This is a genomic window from Amycolatopsis camponoti (genome assembly GCF_902497555.1).
Lineage (GTDB): Bacteria > Actinomycetota > Actinomycetes > Mycobacteriales > Pseudonocardiaceae > Amycolatopsis > Amycolatopsis camponoti.
Genome location: NZ_CABVGP010000002.1, coordinates 396370 through 413583 on the forward strand (window position 1 = coordinate 396370; position 17214 = coordinate 413583).

The following is a 17214-nucleotide window of genomic DNA, read 5'->3' on the forward strand; positions in this document are numbered from 1 at the left end:
ACGCCGCCGGCGGCATCGTCCACCTCCGGTGCGGACCGCCGCTGTCGCCGGATCGTGGTCATTCGCGATCCAGCACCTCGCAGCGCCTGCCGGGCACGGCAGGATGTCCACGGTACGACGCCTTGCCGTCGTCCATTCCGATGATCACGACCAGTTGCCAACTGCCGCCGCTGCCGGTTCGTCACGCTGACCAGCCACGGGATCCGGCCGCTCACCGACATGATCCGCGAGAATGGCATTCAACTGGAACCAGTACGGACGACGCTATACGACACCTTCAAGGACTGATCACCGAGCACGTACCACAGGTGGGCGGACCGGGCATCCGTCAGCGGCGACATAGCCTCGATCAAACCCGGAGCGGGTTCAGAGTGTCTTGTCCGTGCAATAGTTCAGCAACGATGATGTGGGCGCCACCAATGACGAGCCACGCCGCATCTCTCTGGTGAACTGCCAGCGCGCGGGCATCAACGTTGGTCAGGGAACGGCCGAGCGAAGCGCCAGTGGCCAAGTCATATACACAGACCGTTGCGTCGTCACCGGTGGTGATCGCGGCGATGCGACCGTTGGACAATACTGCTGTGGCTATAGCAAAGAGTCTTCCGGTATGAGCAGTCCATGGCTGGCAGGGCTGGGCCCGCGTAGCCAGGTTCCACAGTTGCACTGTCCCGTCCAGTCCGCCAGCGACTACGACGACAGTCCCGTCAGGCAACACCGCAGTCGCCAATGCGCCGATACCGCCAGCGTGACCCGGCAGCGGATCATAGAGTGGCTTGCCGGCGGCCAGGTCCCATACCCGCACCGTCCCATCCCAGCTGCCGCCGGTGACAGCGACCACGCGTTGGTCGGGCAGTGCGACAGTCGCAACGGCTGCAACTGGCCCCACATGGCCGGTCAAAGGTTCATAGAGTGTGGCCCTCGTTGCTAGGTCCCGTACCTGCACCCTACCGTCGCCGCCAGCGGTGACAGCCACAACACGTTTGTCAGCCAGTACCGCGGTGGCCGCGACTGCGCCGCGGCCTACATGGCCGGACAACGGTGTGCCGACAGGGCCACCAGTGGTCAGGTCCCACATACGCACTGTTCCATCCCAGCCGCTAGCGGTCACGGCAACGACACGGTTGTCGGGCAGTTGCGCCGTGGCTACTGCGTCCACCCCCGTTTTGTGGCCAGTTAGCGGTGGTCCGAAGGGTTTGCCAGTGGTCAGGTCCCACACACGCACTGTTCCATCCCAGCCGCTAGCGGTCACGGCAACGACACGGTTGTCGGGCAGTTGCGCCGTGGCAATGGCTTCGATCTTCCCTGCGTGGGTTCCCAAAATTGTCGAGGATCGAGCGTACGCAGCGAGGTCCCAAACCCGCGTGGCACCGTCGATACTGGTAGTGATGGCGACGGTGCGGTGGTCGGGTAATCTGGCGGCTGCCAGCGACGTGACTTGCTTTGTGTGGCCGGTTAGTGGCAGACCGAGTCGAGTTCCCGTGGCAAGATTCCACAATTGTGGCGTGCTACTATAGGCCTTGACTGTGACGAGGATGGCACGCTCGTCGGGAAGTTTTGTAGTGGCTGAAAAAAATACATTGTTGGCTTTGATTATCCGGGACTTGCGTACATCTTCGGGTAGCTCATCGTTATAATCGCTTTCGCTTCCGCGCAGCGGCTCCCTGAGCGGCTTGCCAACAGTCAGATCCCACATCAGCGTCGGCGTCGGGTCGGGCTTTCTGGCGGAGGCGATTGCTCGCCCGTCAGGTAATGTCGTGGTAGTCAGACCCCATATTTCACCGACGAACCATGGCTCGTACAGGAGGATTCCCGTGATCAGGTCCCACACGCGCACCGTCTCGTCTTTGCTACTGGTAACAGCGAGTGCTCGGCGGTCCGGAAGTATTGCGGTTTCGAGTGCCGTGACAAGATTGGTGTGGCCGGTCAACGGCTCGTATAGTGGGGCGCCGGTTGTAAGATCCCACACCCGTATGGTGTTTTCGAGGCCGCAGGTGACGAGAACAGGGCGTCCGTCGGGCAGTCGGGTCGTTCTGAGGTGCCAGATACCGCCTTGCGCTCGATGATTGAACGGCTCGTAGAGGAGATCGCCAGCGGCGAGATCCCAAACCAGTATCTTGCCTCCGCTGCTGGCTATTGCCACTGCGCGCCCATCCGGCAATTCCGCTGTCGCCAAATTTTCGGCATGGGTAAGTTTGGTTCTTATTTCAGAAGCGCTTGTTTGTTGGGATGCCCAGGCAACTCGCCACGGCCCGCCAATAGGATGATCGGCGAGTTTTTGGTCAAGTGCGGCCTCCAAGCTGAGGGCGACTGCGTTCGCAGAGGGCTGACTCCAATCCCAAAGGTGGCTAGTCGCGCGAATGGCCGGCAGGAGAGGCAGATGAACTGGGTGTTTCTGGGCTGATGTTGACGCGGCCGCACGGAGGACTACTGGGTCCAGATAGGGCAGGAAGGCGTTGGGAATTATGTGCTCGTTGAGAATGCCGCCGAAGGCTGCGTGTTCAGCCAGATGTCGGCGAACATAGGTCGGCGGAGGGCGGTCGCAGTCTGTGGTGGCAGGTACGTCGGCGAGACGGGCGAGCTCACGAGCGATGCGCGCCTCAACGATCGAGGCATCTTTGGACACTGCGTGGCCATGCTCCTCCGCCGTGATCTGATGCTTGGTACTCGTCGTTGGAGCAGTGAGCAAGTCACGCCAGTGCTCCCGCAGAGTTGTTCGCAACATGTCATGGAATAGTCGGTACGTGGTTGTGTCGTCTTCGCGGTCGGCAATGAGGTAAGCTCCGAAGCGAGTGTTGTTTAGAAGCCAGGCTATGTCGCTGTCGCCATAGTAGCCATCGTTGTCGTCCACAGCGTGGGCAACAAGGGGCCAGATATTGCGCCAGGGCAGGCCATCGCCATAAGCGAATGCGACGGCACGCAGGAGAACGACGGCACGATGGCGATCATTGGCAACGGGCAAGCTTTGGTGTAGGTCCTGTCGGAATACCCCGACCACGCCTTGCTCCAGAGCGGCTCGCCAGCTCGCGTCGTCGGCGCCTATGACAGTGTCTTGCGCAGCTAGGGTCGTGGCAGCGAGTCGCGCTATGAGGAAAGACCGGCCCGCGTTGTGTCCGAGTGCTTCCGCGACCTTGGTAGTCATCTCGGCCTCAACGGCTGAGTAAGGCGATTTGGGCGTGTGGCGGAGAATACTCGCCACATAGTCAGCGAGGTCATGCTGGTGCCACCACGGTGCCTCGTCGACCGCGATACGCCGTGCGTGCAAGACGCGCTGCATGGCGTCGGCCATCGCGACTGGCTCGGGACGCTGGATGGTCAGCGCCCCTGAAACGTCGTCGACTGCGAGGGAGCGAATACCAAGGACCATCCGGATACGCGGCTGAGCTGGGTCGGGTTCAAGCTGGGCGAGAACGTCGTTGACAAGGGTCTGCGGGTGGGCAGCTTCGTCGACGGCATCTACGACAATTGTCACCTGGCGAGACTGCCCTTTCAGCCAGGTATGCCAGGCATGCAGCCGCTCGCGGACGGTTGGTTCTGGCTGGATACTGGTGGGAGCCGGGACGTGCAGGGCGGCGCAGATCTGAGCAAGAACTTGCGTGTGCAGTTTGCCCGTGGCGATGACGGCGACATCCACAGCACCCAGTGGGGGTCGCAGATCGTCCGGGATGGAGGCGACCTCGTCTGCGTATTGGCCGAGGAACCGCTCATCGCTTAAAGTGACCAGCCGGGCGAGGGCAGCGGACTTGCCGCTGCCCGCTCCGCCGGCGACCACGGTCGCGCCCGGCGCGCCGGTGGCAGCGTTAATCAGTTCCTGCATTAGCGCGGCGCGGCCGGTGAACAGCCACCTCTTCTCCTCGTCACTGGCCACGCCGCGGGCGCGTGGGCTCCAATGGGTCGTGAGGTCCTGCCGTGGAAGCGCCAGGTCGTGGCGCGCTGCGAGAACTTCGACGACCGAGTCGGGGCGGTAGTGTGGGTTGGGTAGGCATAGATGAGGCCGACGTCGTCGGCTGCCGTATATCGGCAGTAGAGACTGCCCGTCGCCCAGCTTGTCCTGCACTCCCTCAAGGAAGTCATCGACAGTTAGGTAAGGGCTCAACCCGTACTTTTCCCCGCTGTCTGAGCCCAGTTCAGCGAGGAAGTCCCTGATCGCCCCGGTGAGCGCGCCTGTCACCGCTTCCTGGTCCTTCGTGGCACTAGGCAGTACCAGCCACGTTTCAGGCGGTCTCTTGTCTAGCCGTATGGTCTCCTTCTCCACTTGGCCGGCGTAGCAGGCGTCGAGTATCAGTAACAGATGCTGGATGCGGGTCTCGGCCAACCATCCGATCAGATCGGCCGACCGTATTGCGGTTCTGTTCAACTGGGATAAGTTGGTGTTCTTGAGGATCAGGTAATGGGTGTAATTAGCGGCGACGCCATGTCCGGTGATGAACACCACCGCGGCGTCGGCGTCGCGCCAGGTCTCCTCCTCTGGAGGACTTTCCAGTCTGTCGCGGATCTGGCCTTTAGTGGGATTGTCAGCCAACTCTGTGTAACAAGAACGGAATTTGCGGCTGTCGAGAGCGTCACTACACAGCCACTCTCGCACCGCGTCCACCTCTGGTGTGAGCACGAGGTCGGTTACCGCGGGATCGTCGTATTCGCTAGTCGCAATCGCCACGAAATGTCGGCGCAGGATGCTCTCGTCCGTCGTCACGGTTACTCCTCAGTGAGGTGAGGCAAGGCCTGCAATAGGACTTGTCCAACCGTCCGTTTGCTTAGGTAGCATTCCACCGAGTGGGCGTCGCCGTCGTTGTCGACAATCAACTCATCATCGGCATTGATCTGTGGCCACCACTCACACAGAGGGCCTGCGCAGGCTACTGGATCGCGGAGATCCCGCACCGTCACCCAGTTCGGCGTACTCAACGCCACCACTTGTAGTCTGCTGCGGACCATTCGTAGCCCAAGCGGCGATCCAACCGAGATGAATAGTTCGACTCCTGACGACGGATGTTGGCGCAGATACTCGTAGGCCACCACCGACCCCAGCGAGTGACCTATCAGTACGCGGCCCCTCTCCCCGACACCCTCCTCGACGCGTCGGTCGATACGCGCCTTGACGTCGAGGTCATGCAGGTAGCGATACACTTGCCGCAGTACGCCCAGATACAACACCCCGGCTGCGGCACCGAATCGCCGATCCACAGCACGTAGCAGCACCTGCACCGGCCGTGGTACCCGCGTATAGCCCATGGTTACTTGCTGCTCGGCTGCCTCGATGTCGCTGTCCGCCACTGCCTCGGTGAGGACCTGGCTCAGTTCAGCCAACTCCTGGCCAGACATGCCGTCGAGCACCGACTCTGCATCGGCGGTCTTCGTAGACGGGCAGTTGCGGTCAGGTAAGAACACGTCGCCGTAAAATGCTAAGTCGAGATCAGGCAACGTGATTTTTTGCCCTGATGCGCGCTCTAAGCCGTCGCCCAACGCTGGCCGCCAAGCAGCCAGCAGTTGGTGTCGGCCGCGCTGCTGCTGAGCGATGCCGTGCACACCTATAACTTCTGCCATTTCGCTCCCTCAGTCGTCGTAGCAATGATTGCGCTAAATGCGAACCCGTGTCTCACGGCTGGCAGGCCTCTCAGGATTCTACGATCGTCAAGACAACGGGCGATCCGTCGACCAACCGCGAGCCTCCATGGGAAGTCGCCGGGAAACCTACACGCGTTAGCACTCCCCGTGCGGCTCGTAAAGCCGGCGCTGCAGGTGGGAGCTCTGCCCGTGGAGCGATCGGTGGTTCGGATACTGCGCGGATGATCATCTCGTTGTTGTACCGAGCCACCCTTGAGTTGCTGTGCGTGCTGGCGGTAGTGCCGCACCGGGACGCCGCCGAGGACGCCGAGCTGCCGGTGCTGCAGCACCAGAACGCAGTGCTGCGGCAGCTCAGCGGTCCGGTCCGGTCCGCTACGAGCCCACAGATCGGTTCTGGCTGGCCGTGCTGTCGTCGCTGCTCCGTGACTATCGACATGCTGCTTAACCTGCATGGGCATAGTTTTCGGCACGCACACCCACCGACAGGACCTCTGCCGAGCCTGCCGCTGGGACCTCTTACGAGGTCCCATGCGCATTTTCCGGGTGCATGCTGACCTCATGACTCACTCACCAAGAGGCGACTGACCTGGTTGTCGTGCTGAGCTGCCAGTCGCGCAGCCTCGGCTGGGCTCGCCGACGGCGCGACGGTCACAACGGGGTCGTCACCTTGTGAACCCTCCTCCTCAGGCGCGCTCCTGACGACGCTCTCCATCCCGTGGACCCTACGCCGATGTCACCTCTGACCTGGGGAAGTTCGCCGACAGGATGCCCAAACGGTGTAGCGCGGCTCGGAGAGACTCGCCGACAGAGTGCTGACGTCCGGCTGCGCCTTTGTCTACTCGCGCTTCCGCAGTGTGGAGAACGGAACGAGTTGGTCGACCGGTCGCAGCTTGTTGCGTCGACCGTCTGCGAACGGAATCTCATAGTGACGAACTCCAAGCCAGTCGCCTTCGACGCTCGGGAAGCGTCCGTGGAGCCGTCCGTGGGCTCACTCGAAGGATCCTTGCGATGACCGTGCCTGTACTCATCCCGACGCCTTCGCGGACACAGGGTGCTCTGCTGACCGGCGTTCCTGCAGCTGCAGACCGGTCGGCGGCTTCGTTCATGCGGCTACGCTATCTGAATAGTGCCGCGGTCCACGTGACCACCGGCATTGAGGACAACGGTCAGTAAGGCTTTCCGCGCAACTTCGTGTGAGTTGGGAGATCAACTTTGTTGATCACGTGGTGCGGCCGGGCCCATGTGAAGTTGATCTGCGAGAGGACTGCTTCGCAGCAGGACTTCCGCGCTTTCACATGCGCCCTGGCTCAAATCGCACCAAGATCACACAACGGCGCGAATCGTTACCCGAACGGCTCAATATCCGAGGAGCCGACCGCTGCGGACAGCTTCGCGCGAATGGTCTCCGTCAGCGAGTGCTCCACGCCCAGCAATCGCTCACTGTCGACGAGAGCCTGCTCGTAGAGCGGGATCGCCTGGTCCAGATCACCCGCCGCCTGGTAAGCGCAGGCCAAGTTGTTCCGTGAATTCGGGCTGTTGGGGTTGTCTGCGCCTAGCGTTCGTTCAATGTCGGCGAGAGTCTGTTCGAACAGCGGGATCGCTCGTCCCAGATCACCCGCCGCTTGGTAGGCGTACGCCAGGTTGTTTCGCGAATTCAGAGTGTCGGGGTGGTCGACGCCGAGTACTCGCTCCCGATCGGCGAGAGTGCGTTCGAACAGCGGGATCGCCTGGTCCAGATCACCCGCAGCCTCGTAGGCGCCAGCCAGGTTGTTCCGCGAATCCAAGGTTGCAGGGTGATCGACGCCGAGTACCCGCTCCCGATCGGCGAGAGTCTGTTGGTAGTGAGAAACCGCCTGGCCCAGATCACCCGCCGCTTGGTAGGCGTACGCCAGGTTGTTCCTCGTGCTCAGAGTGTCGGGGTGGTCGACGCCGAGTACCCGCTCCCGATCGGCGAGGGTCTGCTGGTGGAGCGGGATCGCCTGGCTCAGGTCACCCGCCGCCTCGTACGCCGTGGCTAAGTTGTTCCGCGAGTTTAAGGTTTGGGGGTGGTCGGCGCCGAGTACCCGCTCCTGATCAGCGACAGTTTGTTGGAGGAGCGGGATCGCTTGGCTCAGGTCACCCGCCGCCTCGTAGGTCTTGGCTAGATTTATCCGCGTGCTCTGCGTGTCGACGTGGTCGACGCCGAGTGTCCGCTCGCTGTCGGCGAGAGCCTGTTGATAGAGAGAGATCGCTTGATCCAGATCACCCGCCGCTCGGTAGGCGCCGGCCAGGTAGTCCCGCGAGGAGATCGTGTCGGGAGCTAGAGCACCCAGCATCTCCTCATTGTCTGCGAGGGTCTGTTGATAGAGCGGGATCGCCCGACCTAGATCACCTGCCACACCGTAGGCGTTCGCCAGGCGATCTCGCGAGCGTTGGGTGTGCGGGTGCTTGGCACCAAGCACCCGCTCCCTATCGGCGAGGATCTGCCGGTGCAGCGATATCGCACGACCTAGATCACCCGCAGCAACATAGGCGGTAGCCAGGTTGCTGCGCGCGGCGAGGGTGTCGGGATGGTCGGAGCCGAGGATACGTTCACGGCTGGTGTAGGCGCGGTGAAAGTATGCCCGCGCCTGGATCAAGTTTCCTTGATCCGCCAGGAAGGTCGCTGCCTCGTTGAGGAGATCGGCGGTGGTGATGGTGTCGAGGGTGGCGTGGCGGGTGAGGGCATCGATGTGTGGGAGCAGGCGCCGCCACTGCGGCCAGGTACGCGGGTCCTCATGGTCGGGGAGGGCGTCATTGAGGAAGGTGGCGGCGTGGTCGCGGGCCTGCGTGATGTGGTCTGTCCTGCGGTGTGGGTCGGGAGAGTCGGTGGGGTCGGGGGTGCGTGCGAGGGTTTGCACAAGCCTGTGCACGCTGATGGCGTGCTCGTCCAGGGTGATCATCGAATAGGTGGCGAGGAGCCCGACCGCATGGAGCAACTTGGGTGGGTCGGCGAGCTCATCGAGGAGAGTGCGGGGAATGTCGGTGGGTGCCCACCAGGCCAGGATCCGCAGTATTTGCCCGGTGAGCGGATCGAGGTGGACGAGATGGTCGAGGGTGATCCGCCAAACCTGCGCCACGCTGCGCTCCGATGCTCCCACACTTGACGGAGACTGAGTGGTGGCGGCGAGCATGCTAGCCGGGTACTGGGCCAGCAGGTCGAGGTAGGCGGTGGGGGTGATGGCGGTCTCGGCGCAATAGGCGCCGATTTGCTCGATCGCCAGCGGCAGATACCCCACCACCGCACACACCTGCTCCGCACCTACATGGTTGATCGCGCGGGCGGGATCGTGGGTCAGGATCGACACCAACAACTGCTTTGCCTCGGCGGGATCGAGCACACCCAGGGTGATCGGGGTGGCGATACCGTGCCACCCGGTGCCCCTCCGCGAGGTGATCAGGAAGCGGCCGGTCCGGACCTGCCCGACCAGGCCGGCGATGTGGGTGGGGTCGGTGACGTTGTCCAACACCACCAACCACCCGCTGTGGGAGCCCAACCACTGCACTGCCCGCTGCTGCAACGCCTCGGCTGGCAACAGCGTCGCCAGCCCCGGCTGTAACGCGGCCGCCAACTCAGCCAAGCCCGTGTCGACACCAGCCGGAGTGTCCGCAGTGATCCACCACACCAACGTGAATGGTGGCCGCCGGGTAGCAGCCCAGTGCGCAGCCAGCGTGGACTTCCCGATCCCACCCAACCCCTGCACCACCACACAAGCAGTGGTGGTGGGGTCGAGGTGCTGCAGAACCTCGCTGCGGCCAACGAACAGGTCCGGGCGGGGCGGCAGGTTCGTCAACCCCCGCGGCACCGACACCACCTCCATCGGCGCATAAGCCTGCGCTGGCAACACGTGCTCTGCGGTCACATTTACCGCGAACGAATTGTCGCCGGTCGCAGCCGCACCGACGTCCCCTGCAGCCGCCACAGACCGCTCCCCCGCACGGACCGACATCCCGGTAGCCGCCGGGTCGGTGAGCTGACGCCGCTGGCCAGTTTGGTGCGCGCGCACCGCCAACACCACCGACACCACCGTCAGGACCACCACTGCGGCCCAAACCACCACCGACCAACCCGACGGCAAGACCACCGTGTTGGTCGCGATGTTGCCAACTAATGCAGCCAGCACCGCGACCAACACGGTGGACACCGCTAGCCACACCCCACCGCGCACCTCAACGCCTCCCATTGTCGCCCTCTATATCGTGGCGCTGGCCGAGACAATTACTGTCGGCTCGGCCCTAACGGTGTCCGGCGTCGATCGCCGAAGCGACGGCTGCCACTACGTCACCACGACTGTGGCTGCCCCTAGAGCCTCGGAACGTCGTGGCTGGCAGCCGCTCTGGTCCTTCTACATCACGAGCACGGCAGCACCACGTGATCAACAGGGACTGTAAAACGAGCGGTGTAACTCCCGATCATGGAAGTGCACCTGATGACCGACATGATGTCCGGCGTGGAGAACACTGAGGACTCGAAGCCCAAGTCCGAGACCGGGCTGGGCGGCCTGGACGAGCAGCTCGTCGCGCAGCTGGAGAGCCGCGCGAAGGCCGGCGGGCTGGCGCTGACCGGCGAAGGCGGGGTGCTGGCGCAGCTGACCAAACGGCTGCTGGAGTCCGCGCTCGAGGGCGAGATCACCGATCACCTGGGCTATGACAAGCACGACCCGGCCGGCCGCGGGACCGGCAACTCACGCAACGGCACCCGCTCCAAGACCGTGCTCACCGACGTAGGCCCGGTCGAGATCGACGTGCCGCGGGACCGGGATGCCAGCTTCGAGCCGAAGATCGTGGCCAAGCGGCAGAAACGCCTGGGCGGCGTGGACGAGATGGTGATCTCCCTGGCCGCGAAAGGTCTCACGACCGGGGAGATCTCCGCGCACCTGGCCGAGGTCTATGGCGCCGAGGTGTCCCGCCAGAGCATCTCCACGATCACCGACAAGGTGGTGGAGGGCATGGTCGAGTGGCAGAACCGGCCGCTTGACCCGGTGTATCCGGTGATCTTCATCGACGCCATCCACGTCAAGATCCGCGACGGGAAGGTCGCCAACCGGCCGATCTACGTCGCCTTGGCGGTCACGTGCGAGGGCCGACGCGACATCCTCGGCTTGTGGGCCGGCGACGGCGGCGAAGGCGCCAAGTACTGGCTGCACGTGCTCACCGAGCTGAAGAACCGCGGCGTGGCCGACGTGCTCATGGTCGTCTGCGACGGGCTGACCGGTCTAGCGGACGCGATCACCGCGGTCTGGTCGCAGGCGATCACCCAGACTTGCATCGTGCACTTGCTGCGCAACAGCTTCCGCTATGCCGGCCGCCAGCACTGGGACGCGATCGCCAAGGCCCTCAAGCCGGTCTATACCGCAGCCACGGAGGCCGCCGCGCGGGAGCGGTTCGCCGAGTTCGTGCAGGAGTGGGGTGCGCGGTATCCGGCGATCGTGCGGTTGTGGGAGAACGCTTGGGCGGAGTTTGTGCCGTTCCTGGCGTTCGATCCGGAGATCCGGCGGGTGATCTGCTCGACCAACGCGATCGAGAGCGTCAACGCCCGCATCCGCCGCGCGGTGAAGACCCGCGGTCACTTCCCGAACGAGCAGGCTGCGCTCAAGTGTGTCTACATGGCGATCATGAGCCTGGACCCGACCGGCGCCGGTCGCAAACGCTGGACGATGCGGTGGAAGCCCGCGCTGAACGCGTTCGAGATAGCCTTCGACGGCCGCCTGGCCGCTGGCCGCAAGTAGTTCCTTTCAACCCGAGTTACACCGCTCGTTTGACAGACCCGATCAACAAGGTCGCTCTCCCAGCGTCACAAGAAGTTACGCGGAAAACCTCAGTCTCCTCGGGCGACCGAAACCGACAGAGGTTCTTCTGCGGTCGGTTCGCTTCGCCACTGGACGTCGATGCGGCTTTGGCCGGCGAGGAACAGGTCGGCCGTGGCGAGAGTCGAAATCTTGATGCTGGTGCCGTGGATTTCGATGTCCTCGGGCCTGACTTGCAAGACTACTTCCCCGTTCTTGGAAGTGTAGTCAACGTCCCACCCTGGTGAGCCCTGGTCGTAGTCGGCTTTGTAGGCCATCCCTGGGGTGTACTGGGGCTTTCCGTTGCGGCCCGAGACGGTGATGCCCAAGACCGTCGAACCAGGAAGCGGAGGCCGTCGAAGTTCAAGGTCGATCGTTAGACGGTCGTTAGCGAAGACGCCGCACAGCTTTCTGATTTCGCCAGTGGTGCGTTCGGTGCACGCCGACTGTGCCGGTCTTCCGGTTGCACTCGCCATCGAGTTGTAACGGCGGCCGAGTTCCGAAAGCTCGTCCGCTCGGGCATCCGCCTGCAGAGAAAGAGCTTTCGCGACCGTTTCACCATTCTTGCGTATGCAATCTCGGTTCCAGAGCGGAGCCACCGTCAGGTTTTCAAGCCCTTCACCAGGGAAGGTGACCAGTGCGGCTGTCCCTGCCCGCGTGGTCTTACCGTCGTCGCCGCGGAGGCCGACGTCGGCGACGATCACCCATGGTGTGGTCGATGACCTGGTCTGCTCCTCGGGGCCGATCGAGAGAGTAAAACGGTCAGTGGTACCGCCCCTGACCTCGAAGCGGATATCGCGAGGGATCGTGAATGGCCGTTCGGGCATCTTGCTTGGAAGCTTGACCGCGTAGTCTGCAGCTACAGTGACCTCACCACCGCGCTCGTTGCAGTCATCGAGTGTCTCTGCGTAGATGACCTTCACGTCGGCGCCGAGCAGCACAGCCGGAGCGGTTCCGTCGTTCTTCAGTGTGACATCGATTGCCGTAGCATCGACGGGATCGTGTCCGAGCACCTCTTCTTGGGTCTTGTTGTTCATCTCGTACACCGAATGCTGCTTGGCGTCGACCTTCGACGGCTCTTGAACCGAGAAGGCGGAGACCTCCAACTCTGCGTGAGGGACGGTTCGGTAGAGCAACACGAAGACGCCGGTAAGGGTGAGCGTGACCACGACCGAGATGCCTATCAGCCACCTGCGCTTGCGCGGGTCCGTGAATATCTGAAGCAGGTTATTGGAGCCGATCTGCACCCCGACAGAATGACTGACGTCCACGCCTGGCGCATCACGCCCATGATCTTCTGTCGGCCATCCCTTGTCTGTCACCTCCTACTAGTCGGCGGAGGGGCGAGATCTGCTACACCGGTCGTTCCGACTTTCGCTACACGATCACTTGTAGCGAAACGGCTGCATCTCGCGACTGAGTCGGTGGCGGTGAACCCGTTGCCGCACGTTGTCAGGGAGTTCAGGTGAGTACTCGCGCGCGTCGAGTGTGGTGGTTTGCCAGCGGGGCAATCGGGAGCGGCGTCGCGGTGTGGGCGGCGTTGCGATTCGGCGTACTGGCGTGGCTGGGTGACGAAAACCACCCGGTACGCCCGGTGGTGGAAGCGTTGAGCTGGGTCGCGGGCGTAGCCGGATTTGCCGTCGCCTTGGTCGCTCTTGTAGCCGCACGGCGCCAGGCAAGAGACACGGCCGATGTTGGCGGTGCGCAGGGCGGGAGCCCGACCGGCACAACTGCGAAGTACCAGGTCGACGTGCGTGACAGCCGGGGCGTTCAGATCGGCGACAACAACACGCAGAAGAACAACTTAAAAGGATGATCAATCCGATACTGAGAACGATGCGACTGATGGCGGCGGCACCCGAATTCAGTAGCTTTTGAGCGATGCTCAGCTGCGGGAACCTGGAGGAACGTCACGTACAACCGGGCGCCCAGCACCGGGTTGAGGGCGTGCTCCAGACCCGTTCGACACCCCACACCTTCAGCAGGTCACCGATGAGGTCGTTGAACAGTTGACCGCGGCGCTGGGGCGTCAGGCCGTCCAGCCGGCGCATCCGGCCGTACTCGGCGATCAACTCCCCGGGCCGCAGCGTTGTCGGCAGATCGAAGTCGTCTTGGTGCACCTTCCTGCCCTGCTGCCCCGACGTTGGCGCAAGGATAGCCGCGTCGGACGTGAACGGACGGCACACATCGGCGGTAAACAGCCGCGTTCTGTTCGACGACCGAGATACTCTCAACGCCGTGTACACGAGCAGGTCACAGTGGGCGTTGGATGGCTGCGCCTCGATCAGTACTGTTCGCATCCGCGTCGGTTCTCGTCAATCACCGACACGAGTGCGCTGCTGACGGTAGCTGCCCATGGCTTCCGATGGGCCGGTTGGCAGGTCGGACGACTTATTGCCTGGCAAGCCTGTGCGGCAAGGTCCCTGATCGGGCACCGATCGAGCCAGCCCAATAACGAAACCGACTCAATTCGGCATCGCGTGTCCAAAATACGTCGGTGGAGGTTAGGGGACCTTACTCGAACACAAAAGACCAGGTCAGAGTCCTGGAAGAGCTCCGCGAGAAGCTCCCCAGCCTCGATACACCCGAGCCACCGTCGATCAAGCGCGACCGCCCGCGCCGCGCCCGACAACTCGACGCCGCTCAAGTCGAGCAGCTGATCGCCGACTACCAGTCCGGTGCGACGGTGTACGAGCTCGGCGACCGGTTCGGCATCGAGCGGCGAACGGTCAGCAGCATCCTCCACCGGCACGGCGTGCCGATGCGCCGCCGCGGCCTCTCGCCAGATCAGGTCGACGACGCCATCCACCTCTACAACCTCGGCTGGTCCCTCGCACGAGTCGGCGACCACCTCGGCGTCAACCACACCACCGTGCTCACCAAACTGCGCGAACGCGGCATCCCCACCCGAGACACCCACGGGCGCCCACGAGTCGAAGCAGGTGATGCGCGATGACACCGCGCGCAGCTATGTCGACTCGATCAGCTTCGGACGGGGCCTCCGTCGTTCAGGCCGTCACCGTGATCATGGGCGTCGTCGTCGGCCTCACCTTTCTCTTCGGCTTCGGCAACGTCCTCAACCTCGCACTGCGGCTCGGCGTGCCCGTCTGGGTCGCTCCGCTCGTCGCGCCTGCTGTCGACCTCTCGATCCTCGGGCTCCTCCTCGGCAGTCGGCAGTTGGCCCTGGCAGGCGTGACGCCAGCGCAACTGCGGCCAGCCCGGCGACTGCTGATCTTCGCCAGCGTGGTGACCCTGGCACTGAACGTAGCCGAACCGGTCATCGCCGGTCAGTACGGCAAGGCTGCGTTCGACGCCGTGGGCCCGCTGCTGCTGATCGGGTGGGCCGAGGTCGGCCCGGATCTGCTAGGGGAACTGGCTGCCGCAAGTCGGCCGGCTGAAGCAACGTTCGACGACGCGAGGCCGGTGCGGGCACCGTTCGCCGTCGAACCAACTAACGTCGGACTGACGCCGCCGGAACTGTCCGTGGAGGATCCGAAGCCAGTTAGCGTGTCGGCAGACGAGCAAAGCACTCATCCAGCTTCCAGGATGGTTGATGACAACCTGCTTGAGCTGGCAAGGGAGGCGGACGCGCGCCATTGGGATGCACATCGCCGACCGATCTCCGCGGACACCCTTCGAAGGAAGCTCCACATTGGAGCAGCCCGCTCCAGGCTGCTTGTCAAGATCATTCGAGACGACTCGCAAGGACGATCGCTCCAAGACGAACCAACGGCCCAGGTAGGAGTGTGATGTCGGGGCTACGAGGAAAGATCGCTGGGTGTGAGGCGGTTGCCGGCCACCACACCGACCACGACCATGCGATCTTTCGTTGCTCCGGGAGGACGATGCCGGGCAAGCCATACCGACTCGTCGAGCCTCGGCGCGCCGTCGGGGTGCGGCGTCAAGTCGAGTACGAGAAGTTGGCCGAACGGCACGTTTGTATTGCTGTATTCGGCAGCTTGGTGGAGGTATTTATCCTCAAGGCTTTCCGGCGTGGAGTCGGTGAATTCCCGTTTGATCTCGATGAGATAGCGGATAGTTCCGAACGTCACGATAACGTCCGCGCGGCCCAGGGCGATGTCGATGCGTTCTACAGCGACCAATCCACTCAGCGGACCGGTCTGAAGCCATTGATGGAAGTCCTGTTGTAGGTCAGCCTCCAGGGGGCGGGTGTCACCGCCTTTGAGCACTCGACGATAGTCGTTGTCCTTCTTGTGCATACCCCATGTCTTGGTCGTGAGGTCGGCTCGGCTAAGAAGAAACAGCAGGGTCTGTTCCAACAGCAGGCCAAAGGTGTCTCGTACGTCGCCGACGAAGTCGGGAGACTGGGCCAGTTGCTGGAGCAGAGCTTCCAGAAGACGGTCGAGTATCGGGTGCGCGGTTCGTGACCGCGCGAGTTCGGTGCTATGCACGATCCCTTCCAGCACCTGGAGCTTGTCATCCGCGATGTCGTTGGCCACGTCTGCTGCCTGGCGCTCGCCGAGGATGTGGACCAGGGAAGGGGCAAGGCGATACAGCCGAGCCGTATCGACCGGGTGAGGCTCCTCGTCGTCGTCCCCATCAGACGCCGGCCGGGGTGAGCGGGTATGGCTTGCGCGCGATCCGGTCGCCGCGGTCTCGATCCTGGTAAGGAGCAGCTCGGCCGTGGTCGCGTCAAGCGGTGGAGTGTCGAGCTTAGACAGTTCGCTCACGGAGCGCCGTAGTGCGGCAAGCAGGCTCTGCTGGCGCATTATCGCGTTCTCGATGGCCGGTTCGACAACGGCGGTCAGTCCGGGTACCGCATCCAAGCCCGGTAGCGGACGGGCCGTTCGTGCTTGAGCATAGGCATCGACAACCGTCGCGAGCGCGTCCCAGACGTCCATCCACACGGTTTCGGCCAGCCGATCGGCAGCCGCGCCCAGAACGAGTGCGAGTCGCCGCCACGCAAGTTCCGCGGCACGCCGAGGTTGCAGCCACGTCGGCGCGTTCATGCCGCTCAGCCACGCGACGCGCTGGTCCAGCGCGGTGGTGAGCCGTCCGTTTGCGTCGACCAGCCGGGCGTGATCCTGTGCAGCGAAAGCGAGCAAGGCGTCGCATGCGGCGGCATACGCTTGCGCGTCGTGGCGGCCCTCCTCTGCGGCGTCGACAGTGGCGAAGTCGGAGCGCGCGGCAGTGAGCGCGTCCATTGCTGCGGACAGCGTTTCCGCGGTGAGCGCGGACCGCAGGCGCCAGCACGCGATCTCGAACGCCGCGTCGACGCCTGCAGCCGCGTCGTGACGCAGTTGGTCCAGGGCAGCGCGCAACGCGGCGGCAATCGTCTCCTCGTTCGCCCAGCGGTCGATGGCGGCGCCGAGCAAGCGTGGGAGGCGTTCAGTGAACTCCTCCGGTGCGCTGGGCGGGGACGCCGTGAGGTGGCCGAGTACTCCGAAAGGTGGCGTGGCCCCGGCGACAGCCAGGCGTACCGCACCTTCCAGCCGGCCAGCTGCCAGCAAGGGGTTGGCATGGATCAGCGGGGTGAGGTCACGCAAGAGCGCGTTTGACAGTTGCGTTCCTTGAACTCTGACCGTGCTCGGGCTGGAGAGGAGTTCATCCAGGCTGCTCGCCAAAGCAAGCAGGCTTTCTTGGCCGGACATGCCTTCGATGAAGCTGGCCGTCGCCGCGTGCCATTCGTCAGGTGCGGTGTCCACTACCGCGGCGAGGGCGCGGGCCAACATTGGGGCCAGCGGGCCCGCGGCAATGTCGCCGGCCTCGTCGGCGACTGCCTCCGCTCCGAGTTGAGTGAGCGCAGGTACCGCTCCTTCGGTCGCGGGGTCAGCAAGGTGTTCGGCCAGAGGGGTCACGACCACGACCGCCCGACGACCGAACGTAG

The 17214-nt window shown here is 63.6% G+C and carries 10 protein-coding genes; 4 read left to right on the top strand and 6 right to left on the bottom strand.

Features of this window, described 5'->3' with window-relative positions; translation table 11 throughout:
* Positions 1 to 349: 349 nt before the first annotated feature.
* From AA23TX_RS22465 to AA23TX_RS22475, 3 genes are all read right to left on the bottom strand, one after another.
* Positions 350 to 4690: a WD40 repeat domain-containing protein gene (locus AA23TX_RS22465; protein WP_155544833.1), complete on the bottom strand. Its 4341-nt coding sequence runs from the start codon at positions 4688 to 4690 to the stop codon at positions 350 to 352.
* A gap of 2 nt (positions 4691 to 4692) precedes the next feature.
* The gene (locus AA23TX_RS22470) at positions 4693 to 5523 is read right to left on the bottom strand and encodes a hypothetical protein (protein WP_155544834.1); all 831 of its coding nucleotides are present in this window, start codon (positions 5521 to 5523) and stop codon (positions 4693 to 4695) included.
* 1382 nt (positions 5524 to 6905) lie between these two features.
* Positions 6906 to 9725, bottom strand: a complete 2820-nt coding sequence (locus tag AA23TX_RS22475; RefSeq protein ID WP_230862674.1) for a tetratricopeptide repeat protein — start codon at positions 9723 to 9725, stop codon at positions 6906 to 6908.
* 285 nt (positions 9726 to 10010) lie between these two features.
* Between AA23TX_RS22475 and AA23TX_RS22480 the strand changes: the two genes are divergently transcribed.
* Positions 10011 to 11309 (top strand): IS256 family transposase, encoded by a 1299-nt coding sequence (locus tag AA23TX_RS22480; protein WP_439328791.1) that lies wholly within the window; start codon positions 10011 to 10013, stop codon positions 11307 to 11309.
* Positions 11310 to 11398: 89 nt separating this feature from the next.
* Here the strand turns inward: AA23TX_RS22480 and AA23TX_RS22485 are convergent, their stop codons facing one another.
* Positions 11399 to 12613 carry a hypothetical protein gene (locus AA23TX_RS22485; RefSeq protein ID WP_230862675.1) on the bottom strand — a complete coding sequence of 405 codons (1215 nt, stop codon included), beginning with the start codon at positions 12611 to 12613 and terminating at the stop codon, positions 11399 to 11401.
* 218 nt (positions 12614 to 12831) lie between these two features.
* Between AA23TX_RS22485 and AA23TX_RS22490 the strand changes: the two genes are divergently transcribed.
* The gene (locus AA23TX_RS22490; protein WP_155544836.1) at positions 12832 to 13182 is read left to right on the top strand and encodes an RIP homotypic interaction motif-containing protein; all 351 of its coding nucleotides are present in this window, start codon (positions 12832 to 12834) and stop codon (positions 13180 to 13182) included.
* A 94-nt stretch (positions 13183 to 13276) separates the two neighbouring features.
* Here the strand turns inward: AA23TX_RS22490 and AA23TX_RS22500 are convergent, their stop codons facing one another.
* On the bottom strand, positions 13277 to 13666 hold the full coding sequence (locus AA23TX_RS22500) for a hypothetical protein (protein ID WP_155544838.1): 390 nt from the start codon (positions 13664 to 13666) through the stop codon (positions 13277 to 13279).
* Between the two features lie 197 nt (positions 13667 to 13863).
* Between AA23TX_RS22500 and AA23TX_RS22505 the strand changes: the two genes are divergently transcribed.
* Positions 13864 to 14322: a helix-turn-helix domain-containing protein gene (locus AA23TX_RS22505; RefSeq protein ID WP_196425481.1), complete on the top strand. Its 459-nt coding sequence runs from the start codon at positions 13864 to 13866 to the stop codon at positions 14320 to 14322.
* Positions 14323 to 14336: 14 nt separating this feature from the next.
* Positions 14337 to 15116, top strand: coding sequence for a hypothetical protein (locus AA23TX_RS22510; protein ID WP_155547242.1), 780 nt, complete (start codon positions 14337 to 14339; stop codon positions 15114 to 15116).
* Between the two features lie 8 nt (positions 15117 to 15124).
* Here the strand turns inward: AA23TX_RS22510 and AA23TX_RS22515 are convergent, their stop codons facing one another.
* On the bottom strand, positions 15125 to 17185 hold the full coding sequence (locus AA23TX_RS22515; protein ID WP_155544839.1) for a serine/threonine-protein kinase: 2061 nt from the start codon (positions 17183 to 17185) through the stop codon (positions 15125 to 15127).
* Positions 17186 to 17214: the final 29 nt, after the last annotated feature.